Genomic DNA, 14,379 nt, shown 5'->3' with positions numbered 1-14,379 from the left:
ACACAGGTAAATCTTATCAGTAATAAAAAGATGAGCCTTATGGAAGTTGGCTATCATATAGTGCAAACACTTAGGAATCCTGATGGGAAAGAGTTCTTTAATTTGCTCTAGTAAAAGAAAAAGATTGAAGAAAATGGTCCAAAATAGACTTTTTCTTCAATCTGAGTGACCGAGATGATCTCATTTAAAATTGTTAACGCATAGTCACAAATTCTTCCGATCCTGTTGGATGGATAGCAACTGTAGCGTCAAAATCAGCTTTTGTAGCGCCCATCTTGATTGCTACTGCAAAACCTTGAATCATTTCATCAACGCCGTAGCCGATGCCATGAAGGCCAACGACCTTTTCATCTGCACCTGCTGTAACGAGCTTGAAGCGAGCTTCTTGACGGTGACTTGTGACTGCGGAGTACATAGAAGCAAATTTTGAAGTATAAACTTTAATGTTTTCTTGTCCATACTCTTTGATAGCTTCTTCCTCAGTCAGACCGACAGTTCCGATAGCTGGGTGTGAAAAGACTACAGTTGGAATAGTAGTGTAGTCCATTTTGGCATTGGTTTTACCGTTGAAGAGTCTTTCGGATAGGGTACGTCCAGCCTTGATAGCAACAGGAGTCAGTTCTTTTTCACCTGTGACATCGCCAAGAGCGTAGATACCATCAACGACTGTGTTTTGGTATTCGTCAACCTGGATGAAACCACGTTCATTGAGAGTAACGCCTGCCTTTTCTAGCTGGAGTCCTTCAACGTTTGGACGGCGGCCAGTTGCCCAGATAACTTGACTGGCAGTATGAGTACTACCATCTTCGAAATGAATGGTAATGCCTTGTTCAGTTTCTTCAAGTTTAGCAGGAACCTTATGGGTGTGGAGGTTTAGTCCAGTATTCTCCATTTCTTGAACTAGACTCTCAACAATATAGCTATCAAATCCACGAAGTGGACGCTCACGACGGACGAATAAATCTGTCTGCACACCAAGGGTATGGAGCACGCCAGCTAATTCGACAGCAATGTAACCAGCACCCAGAATGGCTACTGATTCAGGCAACTCTTCCCAAGCAAAGACATCATCAGAACTACCACCTAGTTCCGCACCAGGAATGGCAGGAATATGAGGATGTGCCCCAGTTGCAATCACGATGTGCTTAGCACGGATCAACTCACCATTGACACTGACTGTATGAGCATCAACGAACTCGGCGCGTCCTTCAATAAAATCAACTCCGTTACGCTTAAAGCTTCCACCATAAGAAGAGCGAGCACGATCAATATAGGCTTCACGATTTTTCCGAAGCCTTGCGTAATCAAATTGATTCCCAGTACTTGTAAAACCATAGTCAGGTCCATATTTGTGGATGCTCTCTGCGATTTGAGCTCCGTACCACATGATTTTCTTAGGAACGCAGCCAATATTGACACAGGTTCCACCTAATTTCTTTTCCTCAATCACTGCCGCTTTAGCACCATGTTCACCAGCACGATTCATGGTAGCAATACCTCCGCTACCTCCTCCAATGGCGATAATATCGTATTCTCTCATAGAAAGCTCCTTTGTTGTTTTCTAGTCATATTCTATCTTTTTTTGGAGGTTAATGCAAAAATCTGCTACGTTTAAAATTTTTAAGAAAATGCTTGCAAAAATAAAAAAGAAAGTGTATTATATAACTAATACAACAATAAAAGATTTAGCAAATGTTTTTGGATAATGAGAAATAAATTGTCCATTTTTAGGATATGTGCTATAATCTTAACATATATATTTATAAAAGGGGTATTGCTATGAAAAGAAAGTCAAAAGCTAAGAAATGGCCTTTATTTACTGCTATTGGAGTGGCGTCTGTACTCGTAGTGGGAGCAGCAGCTGTTCTTCTGTTAAGACAACCAAATCAAGCTGCAGCAAAAGATGAAACTGCTAAGATTGTCCTTGCTAAAGAGGGGTCTGTGGCATCTTCAGTTCTTTTATCAGGTACAGTAACTGCTCAAAACGAACAATACATCTATTATGATGCAAGCAAGGGTGACTTAGACGAGGTCTTGGTTTCTGTTGGAGATCAGGTTAGCGAAGGACAGGCTCTCGTCAAGTATAGTAGCACAGAAGCCCAAGCTGCCTATGATGCTGCAAGCCGTGCTGTAGCTAAAGCTGACCGTCATATCAATGAATTAAACGAAGCACGAAATACCGCTGCAGCAACACCTAGCCTTCCACAAGCAGGTCTAGAAGGAGCAACTGGACAAGCGCCAGCTCAGTCATCCGGTTCTGCCACAGCTGCTATTGATTCTCAAATCAGCGATGCTCGTGATGTGCGTGCAGATGCAGAAGCGCAACTCGAAAAAGCTCAAGCCCAGTTGAATGCTGCTACGGTATTGAGTACGGTGGAGGGAACAGTTGTTGAAGTGAATCGTAATGTTTCAAAATCTCCAACAGGAAATAGTCAAGTTTTGGTTCATATCGTAAGTAACGATAACTTGCAGGTCAAGGGAGAACTTTCTGAGTACAACCTTGCCAATCTATCTGTAGGCCAAGAAGTCACTTTCACTTCCAAGGTTTACCCAGATAAAACTTGGAATGGTAAGATTAGCTATATTTCAAATTATCCAAAAAATAACAGTGAAGCAAGCAGTAGCTTAGCTGGTTCAAACACAGGTTCTAAATACCCATATACAGTCGATGTAACTAGTGAAATCGGTGACTTGAAACAGGGCTTTACAGTCAGTGTTGAAGTAAAAAGCACTAGCAAAGCATTGATTGTTCCGATCACCAGCGTAGTCATGGAAGAAGATAAAAACTATGTTTGGATCCTTGATGAAAATCAAAAGGCCAAAAAAGTTGAAGTTGGATTGGGCAATGCAGATGCAGAAAATCAAGAAATCACATCTGGTCTGACAGATGGAGCAAAAGTCATCAGTAATCCGACAGCTTCCTTGCAAGAAGGAAAAGAGGTGAAGACTGATGAAGCAACTAATTAGCCTCAAAAATATCTGCCGTAGTTATCGAAATGGTGATCAAGAGCTTCAAGTCCTTAAAAACATTAACCTTGAAGTTCACGAGGGAGAATTTGTGGCAATCATGGGACCATCTGGTTCTGGTAAGTCCACCCTCATGAATACCATTGGGATGTTGGATACCCCTTCAAGTGGGCAGTATTTTCTAGATGGAAAAGAAGTAGCTGGTTTGGGTGAAAAACAATTAGCCAAGGTTCGAAATCAGGAAATCGGCTTCGTCTTTCAACAATTCTTTCTCTTGTCAAAGCTTAATGCTCTTCAAAACGTAGAATTGCCCTTGATTTATGCTGGTGTTTCAGCTTCAAAACGTCGCAAATTAGCAGAAGAATATCTGGAAAAGGTTGAACTGACCGAGCGTAGCCATCATTTACCTTCGGAGTTGTCAGGTGGTCAGAAGCAAAGGGTTGCCATTGCGCGTGCATTGGTCAACAATCCTTCAATCATCTTGGCAGATGAGCCTACTGGAGCTTTGGATACTAAAACTGGAAATCAGATCATGCAACTCTTAGTTGAACTAAATAAAGAAGGCAAAACCATCATTATGGTTACGCATGAGCCTGAAATCGCTGCTTACGCTAAGCGTCAGATTGTCATTCGTGATGGCGTCATTTCATCTGATAGTGGTCTCGTAGAAAAGGAGGAAAACTAAGATGCAGAATCTGAAATTTGCCTTTTCATCCATTATGGCCCACAAGATGCGTTCCTTCCTGACCATGATTGGTATTATCATCGGTGTTTCCTCAGTTGTCGTGATAATGGCCTTGGGTGACTCTATGTCTCGCCAGGTCAATAAAAACATGACCAAGTCTCAGAAAGACATTCATGTCTTTTTCTCACCTTCCAAGAGTAAGGACGGTTCCTTTACCCAGAAGCAATCTGCTCTAACCCTGTCTGGTAAAGAGGAAGATGTTTTTGTTGAACCTCCAAAACCACAAGAAGCTTGGGTTAAGGAAGCTGCAAAGCTCAAGGGAGTGGATAGTTATTACGTAACCAACTCAGCCAATGTGACCTTGACTTATAAGGATAAAAAGGTCGAACACGCTAACATGACGGGTGGGAATGTCACTTATATGGATGCGGTCGAAAATGAAATCGTTGCAGGTCGAAGTCTTAGAGCGCAAGATTATAAAGATTTTGCAAGTGTGATCATTTTAGATGAAGAGCTTGCCAATAGCCTTTTTGGTTCAGCACAAGAAGCTCTCAACCAAATTGTTGAAGTAAATGAAATCAGTTACCGTGTTATTGGTGTTTATGCAAGTAAGGAAGCTAAGGCTGCGAAAACATTTGGAGTCGGAGGACTACCAATTACGACCAATATTTCCTTAGCAGCTAATTTTAACACAGATGAGATTTCAAATATTGTCTTCCGTGTCAATGATACTAGCTTAACCCAGACCTTAGGACCAGAGTTGGCAAGAAGAATGACAGAGATTGCAGGTCTTCAACAAGGGGAATATCAAGTTGCAGATGCGTCTGCCGCCTTCCAAGAAGTTCAACAACTCTTTGGCTTCATAACAACGATTATTAGTGCAATTGCAGGGATCTCCCTCTTTGTTGGTGGTACTGGTGTTATGAATATCATGCTTGTTTCAGTGACAGAGCGTACTCGTGAGATTGGTCTACGTAAAGCACTAGGAGCAACACGGGCGAATATTCTGGTTCAATTTTTGATTGAATCTATGATTTTGACTTTGTTAGGTGGGGTCATCGGTCTTGTGCTGGCTGCAGGGGTGACCATGCTTGCAGGTGTTCTTCTTCAAAACATGATTGCAGGAATCGAAGTTGGTGTATCCATCCCAATTGCTCTCTTTAGTCTAGCGGTCTCAGCTAGTATCGGTATGATATTCGGTGTTCTACCAGCCAATAAAGCTTCTAAGCTAGATCCGATTGAAGCCCTTCGTTATGAATAAGATAAACAAGATGGACATTTGTCTGTCTTGTTTTTGTATGGATTTCCTTATCGAAAATCATCAAAATATGATATAATGAAGTGTTAGAAAAACAGGTTTCATTTGCCTGGAAAGGAAATATTATGTCTGAAAAGAATTTTTATATTACAACACCGATTTACTATCCATCTGGTAAACTTCATATCGGTTCTGCCTACACAACCATCGCCTGTGATGTCCTAGCACGTTACAAACGCCTGATGGGCTACGATGTCTTTTATCTGACGGGTCTTGACGAGCACGGTCAGAAAATTCAGCAGAAAGCGGAAGAGGCTGGGATCACACCACAAGCCTATGTTGACGGGATGGCTGTTGGAGTCAAAGAACTCTGGCAATTATTGAATATTTCATATGATAAATTTATCCGTACAACTGATGACTACCATGAAAAAGTGGTAGCGCAAGTTTTTGAACGCTTGCTTGCTCAAGATGACATCTACCTAGGTGAATATTCTGGTTGGTACTCAGTTTCAGATGAGGAATTCTTTACAGAAAGCCAGCTTGCGGAAGTTTTCCGTGATGAAGCTGGGAATGTAACTGGCGGTATCGCTCCATCAGGTCACGAAGTGGAGTGGGTTTCAGAAGAGTCTTATTTCCTTCGCCTCAGTAAATATCAAGACCGTTTAGTCGAATTTTTCAAATCTCATCCTGACTTCATCACTCCAGATGGTCGTCTCAATGAAATGTTGAAAAACTTTATCGAGCCAGGATTGGAAGACTTGGCAGTATCACGTACAACCTTTACATGGGGTGTGCCAGTTCCATCAAATCCAAAACACGTTGTTTACGTTTGGTTTGATGCCCTGCTCAACTATGTGACAGCTCTTGGCTACGATCAAGAAGAACATGGCAACTTTGATAAGTTCTGGAATGGAACAGTCTTCCACATGGTAGGGAAAGACATCCTTCGTTTCCACTCAATTTACTGGCCAATCCTTCTCATGATGTTGGATATCAAATTGCCAGAACGTTTGATTGGGCATGGCTGGTTTGTCATGAAAGACGGCAAGATGTCTAAGTCTAAAGGGAACGTTGTCTATCCTGAAATGTTGATAGAGCGTTTTGGTCTCGATCCACTTCGTTACTACCTCATGCGTAGCCTTCCAGTCGGTTCAGACGGAACCTTCACTCCAGAAGATTATGTAGGCCGTATCAACTATGAATTGGCAAACGACCTTGGAAACCTCCTCAACCGTACGGTTTCAATGATTAACAAGTACTTTGATGGTCAAATCCCTGCCTATGTAGAAGGTGTAACAGACTTTGACAATGAACTTGCTCAAGTGGCAGAACAATCAATCGCTAACTACCATACCTACATGGAAGCAGTTGACTATCCACGTGCACTTGAAGCAGTTTGGACCCTCATCTCACGTACTAATAAATACATCGATGAGACAGCTCCATGGGTACTGGCTAAGGACGAAGCTCACCGTGACCAATTGGCAAGTGTGATGAGCCACTTGGCAGCTAGCCTTCGTGTCGTAGCGCACTTGATTGAGCCATTTATGATGGAAACCAGTCGTGCAGTCTTGACACAACTTGGTCTAGCAGAAGTTTCTAGCCTTGAAAACTTGAACCTGGCTGATTTCCCTGCAGGTGTAACAGTAGTTGCCAAAGGAACACCAATCTTCCCACGTCTCGATATGGAAGAAGAAATCGCCTATATCAAGGAACAAATGGAAGGCAATAAGCCTGCCGTCGAGAAAGAATGGAATCCAGATGAAGTCGAACTCAAACTCAACAAGGAAGAAATCAAGTTTGAAGACTTTGACAAGGTTGAAATTCGTGTTGCTGAAGTCAAAGAAGTTTCTAAAGTAGAAGGTTCTGATAAGTTGCTTCAATTCCGCTTGGATGCTGGAGATGGTGAAGATCGTCAAATCCTTTCTGGTATTGCAAAATACTATCCAAACGAACAAGAATTGGTCGGCAAGAAAGTACAAATCGTTGCCAACCTCAAACCACGTAAGATGATGAAAAAATATGTCAGCCAAGGGATGATTCTATCAGCTGAACATGATGGCAAATTAACCCTTTTCACAGTGGACCCAGCTGTACCAAATGGAAGTGTGATTGGCTAAGATTTAAAAGGACCAGTTTGAACTGGTTCTTTTCTTTTTTTAGGTAGCAGTTGATAAAAGTGTCATTCTGCTTTATAATGAAGAAAAACGGAGGAAGTTGCCATGAAATACATTCCATTTGGTCAAGAGAAAAGAGAATTGTCCGAAATTGTGCTCGGTATGATGCGAATCAGTGACAAGTCGGTCAAAGAAGTGGAGGAGTTGGTTGAAACAGCCCTATCTGTAGGAATCAATGCCTTTGACTTGGCAGATATCTATGGTGGAGGTCGTTGCGAAGAATTACTGGGTCAAGTGTTAAAACATCGTCCTGACCTGCGAGAAAAGATGTGGATTCAGTCCAAGTGTGGCATTCGCATAGAAGAATTTACCTATTTTGATTTTTCAAAAGATTATATTTTAGAATCAGTAGACGGAATTCTAAAAAGATTGCAGGTTGATTATCTAGATAGCTTGCTTCTCCATCGTCCAGATGCTTTGATGGAAGCTGATCAAGTGGCGGAAGCATTTGATATTCTACACAAATCAGGTAAAGTTCGAGACTTCGGTGTGTCCAATCAAAATCCTATGATGATGGAATTACTGAAGAAAGAGGTCAAACAACCTTTATCTATCAATCAATTACAACTAAGTGCAGCTTTCACGCCTGGTTTTGAGGCAGGTTTCCATGTCAATATGGAAGGTGACAAGGCAGCTTTGCGTGATGGTAGCGTCTTTGAATACTGCAAATTAAACGACATGGTTATTCAGGCCTGGTCAGTCCTGCAGTTCGGATATTTCAAAGGGAATTTTGTCGGCAATGAGAAGTTCCAACAACTAAACCAAGTCCTAAATCGATTAGCCTTAAAATACGGTGTGAGCCCTTCAGCTATTGCTATCGCTTGGGTGTTACGCTATCCAGCTAAGATGCAGGCCATTGTTGGCACAACCAATCCAAAACATTTGATAGAAGCAAGCCAAGCATGTAATGTCAACCTGACTCGAAAAGAATGGTATGAGATTTATCTAGCAGCAGGGAATGATTTGCCTTAGAGACTAAAACGCTATCCTATCAAGAGCGAGGTCAATTCTCGTTCTTTTTATCTTTGTTTAAAAATTTATATAATTGTTTGAAAATACAAACTATATATGGTAAAATTTTATAAAATGACAATATAATAAATATTTTAATAAAATAGGGGCATTTGAAATGAAAAGAATAGTTTTGACTTCTGTTGTTTTACTTTCATTACTGACATCAGTTGGTTGCTCGAAACATAAGGAAGAGGCGAAAGTAACTGAACCTGTAACGACTAAACAGACTACGCAGGATAATACAAAATTGTACAAGGAAGCTGGTTTACTTACTTTTAGAAACGAAAAGCAACTTGAACTTGGAGAACTGGATTCCAAATCTCGTGCAACCTATGCTCATATTCAGCTGAAAGATAGTGATGAGCCTAAAGAAAAGAGAGAAGCTAAATTAACCTTTGATCCAGTTGGTTGGCATAACTATAAATTTTATTATGGTGATGGTACAAAGGAGGCCTGGCTAATGAATCGCGGTCATTTAGTTGGTTATCAATTTAGCGGACTAAACGATGAAGGTCGCAATCTAGTTCCTATGACAGCTTGGTTAAATACAGGTGCCTTTACTGGAACGGATGACAAAAATCAAAGTAGCATGCTCTATTATGAAAATGGACTTGATTCATGGCTTGCAAATCATCCAAACTATTACCTTGACTATAAGGTGACAGCTGTCTATAAGGATAATAAATTGATTCCGAGACAGATTATCTTACAGTACGTAGGAATTGATCAGGATGGAAAATTGCTTGAAATTAAATTAGGTAGTAGCAAGGAAAAAATTGATAAGTATTCTGTAACACATGTCGCTTTGGATAATGTTTCAGAAAATGCTGAAATAAATTATGCAGATGGTACTGCAAAAAATACAGTTAAGTCAGCTGAAGAACGTGCAGCTGAGCTTAAGGCAGCCGAGGAAAAGGCCAAGAAAGAGGCTGAAGAAAAAGAAGCACAAGAAAAAGCTAAAAAAGAAGCAGAAGAGAAGGCTAAAGAAGAACAGAAACAGCAGGAAACTGAAGCACCAGCACCAGCAGAAGAAGAATCACAAAGTAGTAATACAGGTGGTTACTTTAGAGATAGAAAAGGAAGATGGCACCGACCAAATGGGAAGTATGCGTCTAAAAAGGAAATTAGAGAAGCTGGGTTGCAATGGTGATAGTTTTCTCAAGTTATATAAATCAGAATAATCACAGTCAAAAAGCCGTTGGAAAACGGTTTTTTGTTATAATGAAATTAAGATTCATAGACAACAAAGGAGAATAACATGACATTTGAAGAAATTTTACCTGGACTAAAGGCTAAGAAAAAATATGTACGTACTGGCTGGGGTGGGGCTGAAAACTATGTCCAGCTTTTTGACACTATCGAGCAAAACGGGGTCGCTCTTGAAGTGACACCCTATTTCCTCATCAACGTGTCTGGAGAAGGGGAAGGTTTTTCCATGTGGAGTCCGACACCATGTGATGTCCTAGCGACGGATTGGGTGGAAGTCCATGACTAAACGTGTCTTAGTTACGGGCGTTAGTTCAGGGATTGGTCTGGCTCAAGCTCGACTCTTTTTAGAAAATGGTTATCAAGTTTTTGGTGTGGATCAGGGTGAAAAGCCTGCCTTACAAGGCGACTTTCACTTTCTACAACGTGATTTAACACTTGACTTAGAACCAATTTTTGACTGGTGTCCTCAGGTGGATATTTTATGTAATACGGCAGGTGTATTGGATGACTACAAGCCCTTACTAGAACAATCCGCCCAAGAAATCCAAGAGATTTTTGAAATCAATTACGTAACTCCAGTAGAGTTGACCCGCTATTTTTTGACACACATGCTGGAACATAAACATGGGATTATCATCAATATGTGTTCCATCGCTTCAAATCTAGCAGGCGGTGGTGGTCACGCCTATACCTCTTCTAAACATGCCTTGGCTGGATTTACCAAGCAATTAGCTCTGGACTATGCAGAAGCAGGTATCCAGGTCTTTGGGATTGCTCCTGGTGCAGTCAAAACTGGTATGACCGCAGCAGACTTTGAACCAGGTGGTCTAGCAGACTGGGTAGCTAGTGAAACACCCATCAAACGCTGGATAGAACCAGAAGAAGTAGCAGAGATTAGCCTCTTTTTAGCAAGTGGGAATGCATCTGCCATGCAGGGACAAATCCTGACTATTGATGGTGGTTGGTCTTTGAAGTAATATAGTTGATACTCAGTGAATATGTGGAGGTAAGCTATGAAAAGAGATGAGTTTGGATTTGTCTTGCCCAATCTCTACTACCAGTTTTTATCAGAGTGGGAAGAGATTGACTCCTATGAAATTGAAGATTCAGGCATCTGTTTGTATGCTAAGGAGGATCTTCAAGAGCGAAATGAGACTTATCAGATTGAGGGAGCAGAGCCAGATTACTTTATGATTGGACAGGAAGGAGATTTGGCTTACTTTATCAAGAAAAATTCTGATGATTGCATTTATGAAAATGACTTGGGAGCTTTAGGTTACTTAGAAATGGAAAAAGTTGCTACTACAGTCTATGACTTTATTGATAAGGTACTAAAAGAAGAATTGTAGAAAACTGAAGGGAGTAATCATGTTTAGAGTACTAGAAGCAGATTCACCGATTTCAAAAGAAGACCTTTTACAATTTGAGGAGATTCTTGGGAAGAAATTGCCAGAAGCCATGAAAAATTTTTATCTCAAGAACAACGGTGGTCAGCCCCAAGTAAGGGGTGTCCACGATGAACATCACCTCTTTCCTTTCAATTCCTTTAATTCACTTGAGGAGATGAGCAAGTCTCTCACATGGTATGATGATGAGGCTGTGCCTGCAGGATTTAGGGCTACAGACCTTCTCCATTTCGCCTATGATCCTGGTTCTGGCAACTATGCACTTTCTCTAAGGTCAGAGGATTATGGCAAGGTGTATTTCTATGTTTTAGAAGAAAAAGCTGAGATCTATGGTCAATGGGCTTCTTTTGAGGAATTTTTGAACTCTTTTGTTGAAGAGTGAGATTAAAAAGGAGACGGGATGCGAAAACACCAAGAACTTTCACTAGGGCAGATAATCGAGCAGGTGCGCGTGAACCAGTTATCTTCAGATAATTTTTGTCTCTATGGCAAGGAGGATGGAGAACTGAAACTGGATAGCCTCTATTCGGTATCCGATTATCCAGATGTTGTGGAAGATCGTGATGTCTACCCAGCTGATGCAACGGATCAACATCTCCAGCTAGTCTACTATGGAGAGCAGTTGATTGATGTCCTTGCAGTCGCACTTGAGGAAAAGCCAGATGCAAGTCTCCAAGACTTGGTCGAAGCTTTGAATTATTACAATCGGTACGATAGCTTTATGACCTTTGAAAGCTAGTAAGCATACTAGATTTATGCAGTTTCATTGATAATTAACAAATACAACAAGGAGTTAAGAAATGATAGATTACGAAAACATAAATGAAAGAATTACCCCTTTTAACTTGCTTGTATATGATGAGGATCCTAAAAATGTTCGAGGATCGCTCATTTATTACCCTGATGGAGAATACAGACAGGAAGTGTTTGACACTCGAGAAGAGGAGGGATTTGAAGGAAATGGCTACGATTGGACATCTTTAGCTTTGGTATTTTTGGAGGAGAAAATGCCTGAATTAAGCGAAGCTATCGACTTTGATCCTGAAGGAAGTATGTTTTGCGCCTATTCTTCCAAGGTGGACGCTTTGGCTAGATTTGCTCTTGGCTTTAAAGAGTTTTGTGATGATATCAACACTATGAAAGACTTGTTCAGTCGAGCAGAGTTGGATTAGTTGACTAAAATCTCTTTAAATTTTTAAAAAAAGAATAGAAAGGATTTCAAATGAAGCTACCAGAAGTAGTTGAACAAATGGAAAAACATCCAGACCTACATCTCTATCTAGATAAAATTTTAAAAAAGAATAAGAAGACTCCAGCTAGCTATCTCGAGTCGCTGAATCATCTGGCCTATCTACTTTATCTAGATGGTCAAGAGGAAATTACTAAGAAATTATTGGAGAGTGTCATACAAGTCCCATTTGAAGGGGATTATAACACTTGGACCTTTGTTGATAGTTCTCTGGTTTTATTGGCCTATATGGAAAGAGAAACAGAAAATAAGCTATCTGCCTATAAAAAACTGCTTTTATCCCCATTAAAACAAGGGGAGGAATCCACTCAAAAAATAAGAAGGAGAGTTCATCAGAGATTTTTAAATGGTGATAGCTTGGAGCAAAAGCTTGCAAAAATCGAGCAAGCTTCAAGTCTTGAATCAGAAATGAAACGTCGTCTGCTATACTTGACAGATTTATTGAAGATTCACCTCTTTATTGCTGAGTCAACGTGTGAAGAGACAGATATTCAGGCAAAAATTGAAGAGAATATGGAGATACTGAAGAAGTATATCAAGGAACATGAAATCTATAGCCTCTTTCCTTTTAAAGGATGAGGTAAGTTATCAATCTTGGATTGTTAGAAAGAGTGGAATATGGAAATCAAAAATCACTTTGGTGTCTATGGCATTTGCTATGAGAAAGGAAAATTACTCTGTATTGAGAAAACGAGAGGACCTTATCAACATCGTTTTGATTTACCTGGTGGTAGTCAGGAAGCAGGTGAAGGGCTGACAGAAACCCTCAAGAGAGAAGTTTTGGAAGAGACAGGCTATACTCTTAGCCGTTCTTCAAATCCTAGGATTTATGATGTGATGGTTCAAGAAGAGGGGCAAGACTTCGCAGTACATCATATCATGGCCTTTTATGATATCGTACTTGATTTAGAACGCTCTCAAAAATCCCTTCCTCATGAAGTTCTTGACGGAAGCAATGATTCAGCAAAGGCAATTTGGCTTCCTCTTGAACAGATTACCCAAGAAAATGCCTCCCCCTTAGTATTGAAGGTGAAGGCAGAGTTACGAGGATTTCCAGAATTGGACATGACAAGCTATAAGAATTGGAAGGTAAAAAATGCAAAATCAACTGGCTCTTAGTGGCGAAAGAATTGTTGAAAAAATTTACCCACAACTATTTCATCATGTTGGTATGATTCGTGGCGAATACTTGTTGAGAGAAATAAACCAAAACATACTATTACCAAATTGTCAGCAATTTGTAAAAGATTATCTAGACACTATTTGCCATTTATACTCAGATGAAGAAGTCTGGTATCGCTTTTCAGAGTTAACAAATGCAGAAGCAAATAGTCTAGACGGGACTAAAGAGTATTTTGACGAACGCCACCCATTATTTGGATATAGAGGGACTAGGCGTTTATTGGCGTGTCCAGATGAATTTCAGGCTGAGGCACATGTCGTTACAGAAGTTTATCAAACCAATCCCAATCTGTCTGTTATTTTTCCTTTTGTCAATGATGCTGAACAGTTAAAACAAGCTATTAGAGTATTGCGCCAGCATGGTTTTACTGGAAAAGTTGGAACAATGATTGAATTACCGTCAGCTTATTTTGACTTGGACAGGATACTGGAAACTGGTATTTCAAAGATTGTAGTTGGAATGAATGATTTGACTTCATTTATTTTTGCAACTGTGAGAAATAGTCAATGGCATGATATGGAAAGTCCCATTATGTTACAAATGCTGAGACAGATGCAGGATAAAGCAAGGATGAAAAAGATAGATTTCGCTGTAGCAGGTTATCTGAATCCTTCTTTCATACAAAAAATGAATCAAATGGATATCAAATGCATAATCCACTACAGTTCTATTCCAGAGATTTTTAATTTAGAGATTGACCATCCAGATCATCTCAAACGTGTAAAAGAAGAAAGTAAAGAAATACAAAGGAGCAACCTATGACACCTCAAGAAATGTGGAATGCCTATAAGCAAATCAACCCCTTGATTGGAGATGAAATCGACGCTTGGGCCTTTGGAGTGGAACCAGATCTTTTAGCGGATCTGGTATTTACAGGCGAAAAAACAGCAACAGCGTCAGCCTATGACCTCTACGCAGTAGAGGACGAACCCCTTCCACAAGAAGGGACCTTTGATGTTATTTTAGACAGTAAGGATCAAGCTGTTTGCATTATTGAAATTACAAAGGTTTCCGTTCAGCCTTTCCATCAGGTTTCAGCCGACCATGCCTATAAGGAAGGTGAGGGAGACAAATCCCTCAACTATTGGCGTCAGGTTCATGAAGACTTTTTCAAAGACTGCTTAGGAGAAGCAGGAATGACTTTTTCACCTGACAGCAAGGTTGTTTTGGAAGAATTTCGCAAGGTTTACCCTTTGTAGACTATTGGAAGGAAGAAAGTTTTGGAAAT

The 14,379-nt window shown here is 40.4% G+C and carries 17 protein-coding genes; 16 read left to right on the top strand and 1 reads right to left on the bottom strand.

What is annotated here, in order from left to right; all coding sequences use genetic code 11:
- Nucleotides 1–193 precede the first annotated feature (193 nt).
- Entirely contained in the window at nucleotides 194–1,540 is a 1,347-nt protein-coding gene (gor, locus tag ADM33_RS02240; protein WP_049502988.1) for a glutathione-disulfide reductase, read from the bottom strand.
- A gap of 239 nt (nucleotides 1,541–1,779) precedes the next feature.
- On the opposite strand from gor, the gene ADM33_RS02235 reads away from it, so the two are divergent.
- From ADM33_RS02235 to ADM33_RS02160, 16 genes are all read left to right on the top strand, one after another.
- A complete protein-coding gene (locus ADM33_RS02235; RefSeq protein ID WP_049502987.1) occupies nucleotides 1,780–2,967 on the top strand; it encodes an efflux RND transporter periplasmic adaptor subunit in 1,188 nt (395 codons plus the stop codon).
- Nucleotides 2,951–3,652, top strand: a complete 702-nt coding sequence (locus tag ADM33_RS02230) for an ABC transporter ATP-binding protein (RefSeq protein ID WP_049502986.1) — start codon at nucleotides 2,951–2,953, stop codon at nucleotides 3,650–3,652. Before ADM33_RS02235 ends, ADM33_RS02230 begins: the two co-directional genes overlap by 17 nt.
- Nucleotide 3,653: 1 nt before the next feature.
- Nucleotides 3,654–4,913 (top strand): ABC transporter permease, encoded by a 1,260-nt coding sequence (locus ADM33_RS02225; protein WP_049502985.1) that lies wholly within the window; start codon nucleotides 3,654–3,656, stop codon nucleotides 4,911–4,913.
- Nucleotides 4,914–5,035: 122 nt separating this feature from the next.
- Entirely contained in the window at nucleotides 5,036–7,033 is a 1,998-nt protein-coding gene (gene metG / locus ADM33_RS02220) for a methionine--tRNA ligase (RefSeq protein ID WP_049502984.1), read from the top strand.
- Between the two features lie 102 nt (nucleotides 7,034–7,135).
- Nucleotides 7,136–8,062 (top strand): aldo/keto reductase, encoded by a 927-nt coding sequence (locus ADM33_RS02215; protein ID WP_049502983.1) that lies wholly within the window; start codon nucleotides 7,136–7,138, stop codon nucleotides 8,060–8,062.
- 157 nt (nucleotides 8,063–8,219) lie between these two features.
- Nucleotides 8,220–9,254 carry a DNA/RNA non-specific endonuclease gene (locus ADM33_RS02210; RefSeq protein WP_049502982.1) on the top strand — a complete coding sequence of 345 codons (1,035 nt, stop codon included), beginning with the start codon at nucleotides 8,220–8,222 and terminating at the stop codon, nucleotides 9,252–9,254.
- Between the two features lie 108 nt (nucleotides 9,255–9,362).
- Nucleotides 9,363–9,599, top strand: a complete 237-nt coding sequence (locus ADM33_RS02205; protein ID WP_000141913.1) for a DUF2829 domain-containing protein — start codon at nucleotides 9,363–9,365, stop codon at nucleotides 9,597–9,599.
- Nucleotides 9,592–10,290 (top strand): 3-oxoacyl-ACP reductase, encoded by a 699-nt coding sequence (locus ADM33_RS02200; RefSeq protein WP_049502981.1) that lies wholly within the window; start codon nucleotides 9,592–9,594, stop codon nucleotides 10,288–10,290. Before ADM33_RS02205 ends, ADM33_RS02200 begins: the two co-directional genes overlap by 8 nt.
- Nucleotides 10,291–10,326: 36 nt before the next feature.
- Nucleotides 10,327–10,662, top strand: a complete 336-nt coding sequence (locus ADM33_RS02195) for a hypothetical protein (RefSeq protein ID WP_049502980.1) — start codon at nucleotides 10,327–10,329, stop codon at nucleotides 10,660–10,662.
- Nucleotides 10,663–10,681: 19 nt separating this feature from the next.
- Nucleotides 10,682–11,101, top strand: a complete 420-nt coding sequence (locus tag ADM33_RS02190; protein WP_049502979.1) for an SMI1/KNR4 family protein — start codon at nucleotides 10,682–10,684, stop codon at nucleotides 11,099–11,101.
- A gap of 18 nt (nucleotides 11,102–11,119) precedes the next feature.
- Nucleotides 11,120–11,458, top strand: a complete 339-nt coding sequence (locus ADM33_RS02185; protein ID WP_049502978.1) for a DUF7716 domain-containing protein — start codon at nucleotides 11,120–11,122, stop codon at nucleotides 11,456–11,458.
- Between the two features lie 61 nt (nucleotides 11,459–11,519).
- Nucleotides 11,520–11,891, top strand: coding sequence for an Imm51 family immunity protein (locus ADM33_RS02180; RefSeq protein ID WP_053092710.1), 372 nt, complete (start codon nucleotides 11,520–11,522; stop codon nucleotides 11,889–11,891).
- 50 nt (nucleotides 11,892–11,941) lie between these two features.
- Nucleotides 11,942–12,547, top strand: a complete 606-nt coding sequence (locus ADM33_RS02175) for a DUF6707 family protein (protein WP_049502977.1) — start codon at nucleotides 11,942–11,944, stop codon at nucleotides 12,545–12,547.
- Between the two features lie 39 nt (nucleotides 12,548–12,586).
- Nucleotides 12,587–13,087 (top strand): NUDIX hydrolase, encoded by a 501-nt coding sequence (locus tag ADM33_RS02170; protein ID WP_049502976.1) that lies wholly within the window; start codon nucleotides 12,587–12,589, stop codon nucleotides 13,085–13,087.
- Nucleotides 13,065–13,913, top strand: coding sequence for a putative PEP-binding protein (locus ADM33_RS02165; protein WP_049502975.1), 849 nt, complete (start codon nucleotides 13,065–13,067; stop codon nucleotides 13,911–13,913). Before ADM33_RS02170 ends, ADM33_RS02165 begins: the two co-directional genes overlap by 23 nt.
- Entirely contained in the window at nucleotides 13,910–14,350 is a 441-nt protein-coding gene (locus ADM33_RS02160) for an ASCH domain-containing protein (protein ID WP_049502974.1), read from the top strand. Before ADM33_RS02165 ends, ADM33_RS02160 begins: the two co-directional genes overlap by 4 nt.
- Nucleotides 14,351–14,379 lie beyond the last annotated feature (29 nt).

This window comes from Streptococcus oralis, from assembly GCF_001075875.1.
Classification (GTDB): Bacteria; Bacillota; Bacilli; order Lactobacillales; family Streptococcaceae; genus Streptococcus; species Streptococcus oralis_I.
The sequence above is the reverse complement of the archived record's forward strand: the minus strand, read 5'-3'. Positions and strand labels throughout refer to the sequence as shown.

Coding starts and splice junctions, on each gene's coding strand:
- gor (WP_049502988.1), bottom strand. CDS start 1,540: ATGAGAGAATACGATATTATCGCCATTGGAGGAGGTAGCGGAGGTATT.
- ADM33_RS02235 (WP_049502987.1), top strand. CDS start 1,780: ATGAAAAGAAAGTCAAAAGCTAAGAAATGGCCTTTATTTACTGCTATT.
- ADM33_RS02230 (WP_049502986.1), top strand. CDS start 2,951: ATGAAGCAACTAATTAGCCTCAAAAATATCTGCCGTAGTTATCGAAAT.
- ADM33_RS02225 (WP_049502985.1), top strand. CDS start 3,654: ATGCAGAATCTGAAATTTGCCTTTTCATCCATTATGGCCCACAAGATG.
- metG (WP_049502984.1), top strand. CDS start 5,036: ATGTCTGAAAAGAATTTTTATATTACAACACCGATTTACTATCCATCT.
- ADM33_RS02215 (WP_049502983.1), top strand. CDS start 7,136: ATGAAATACATTCCATTTGGTCAAGAGAAAAGAGAATTGTCCGAAATT.
- ADM33_RS02210 (WP_049502982.1), top strand. CDS start 8,220: ATGAAAAGAATAGTTTTGACTTCTGTTGTTTTACTTTCATTACTGACA.
- ADM33_RS02205 (WP_000141913.1), top strand. CDS start 9,363: ATGACATTTGAAGAAATTTTACCTGGACTAAAGGCTAAGAAAAAATAT.
- ADM33_RS02200 (WP_049502981.1), top strand. CDS start 9,592: ATGACTAAACGTGTCTTAGTTACGGGCGTTAGTTCAGGGATTGGTCTG.
- ADM33_RS02195 (WP_049502980.1), top strand. CDS start 10,327: ATGAAAAGAGATGAGTTTGGATTTGTCTTGCCCAATCTCTACTACCAG.
- ADM33_RS02190 (WP_049502979.1), top strand. CDS start 10,682: ATGTTTAGAGTACTAGAAGCAGATTCACCGATTTCAAAAGAAGACCTT.
- ADM33_RS02185 (WP_049502978.1), top strand. CDS start 11,120: ATGCGAAAACACCAAGAACTTTCACTAGGGCAGATAATCGAGCAGGTG.
- ADM33_RS02180 (WP_053092710.1), top strand. CDS start 11,520: ATGATAGATTACGAAAACATAAATGAAAGAATTACCCCTTTTAACTTG.
- ADM33_RS02175 (WP_049502977.1), top strand. CDS start 11,942: ATGAAGCTACCAGAAGTAGTTGAACAAATGGAAAAACATCCAGACCTA.
- ADM33_RS02170 (WP_049502976.1), top strand. CDS start 12,587: ATGGAAATCAAAAATCACTTTGGTGTCTATGGCATTTGCTATGAGAAA.
- ADM33_RS02165 (WP_049502975.1), top strand. CDS start 13,065: ATGCAAAATCAACTGGCTCTTAGTGGCGAAAGAATTGTTGAAAAAATT.
- ADM33_RS02160 (WP_049502974.1), top strand. CDS start 13,910: ATGACACCTCAAGAAATGTGGAATGCCTATAAGCAAATCAACCCCTTG.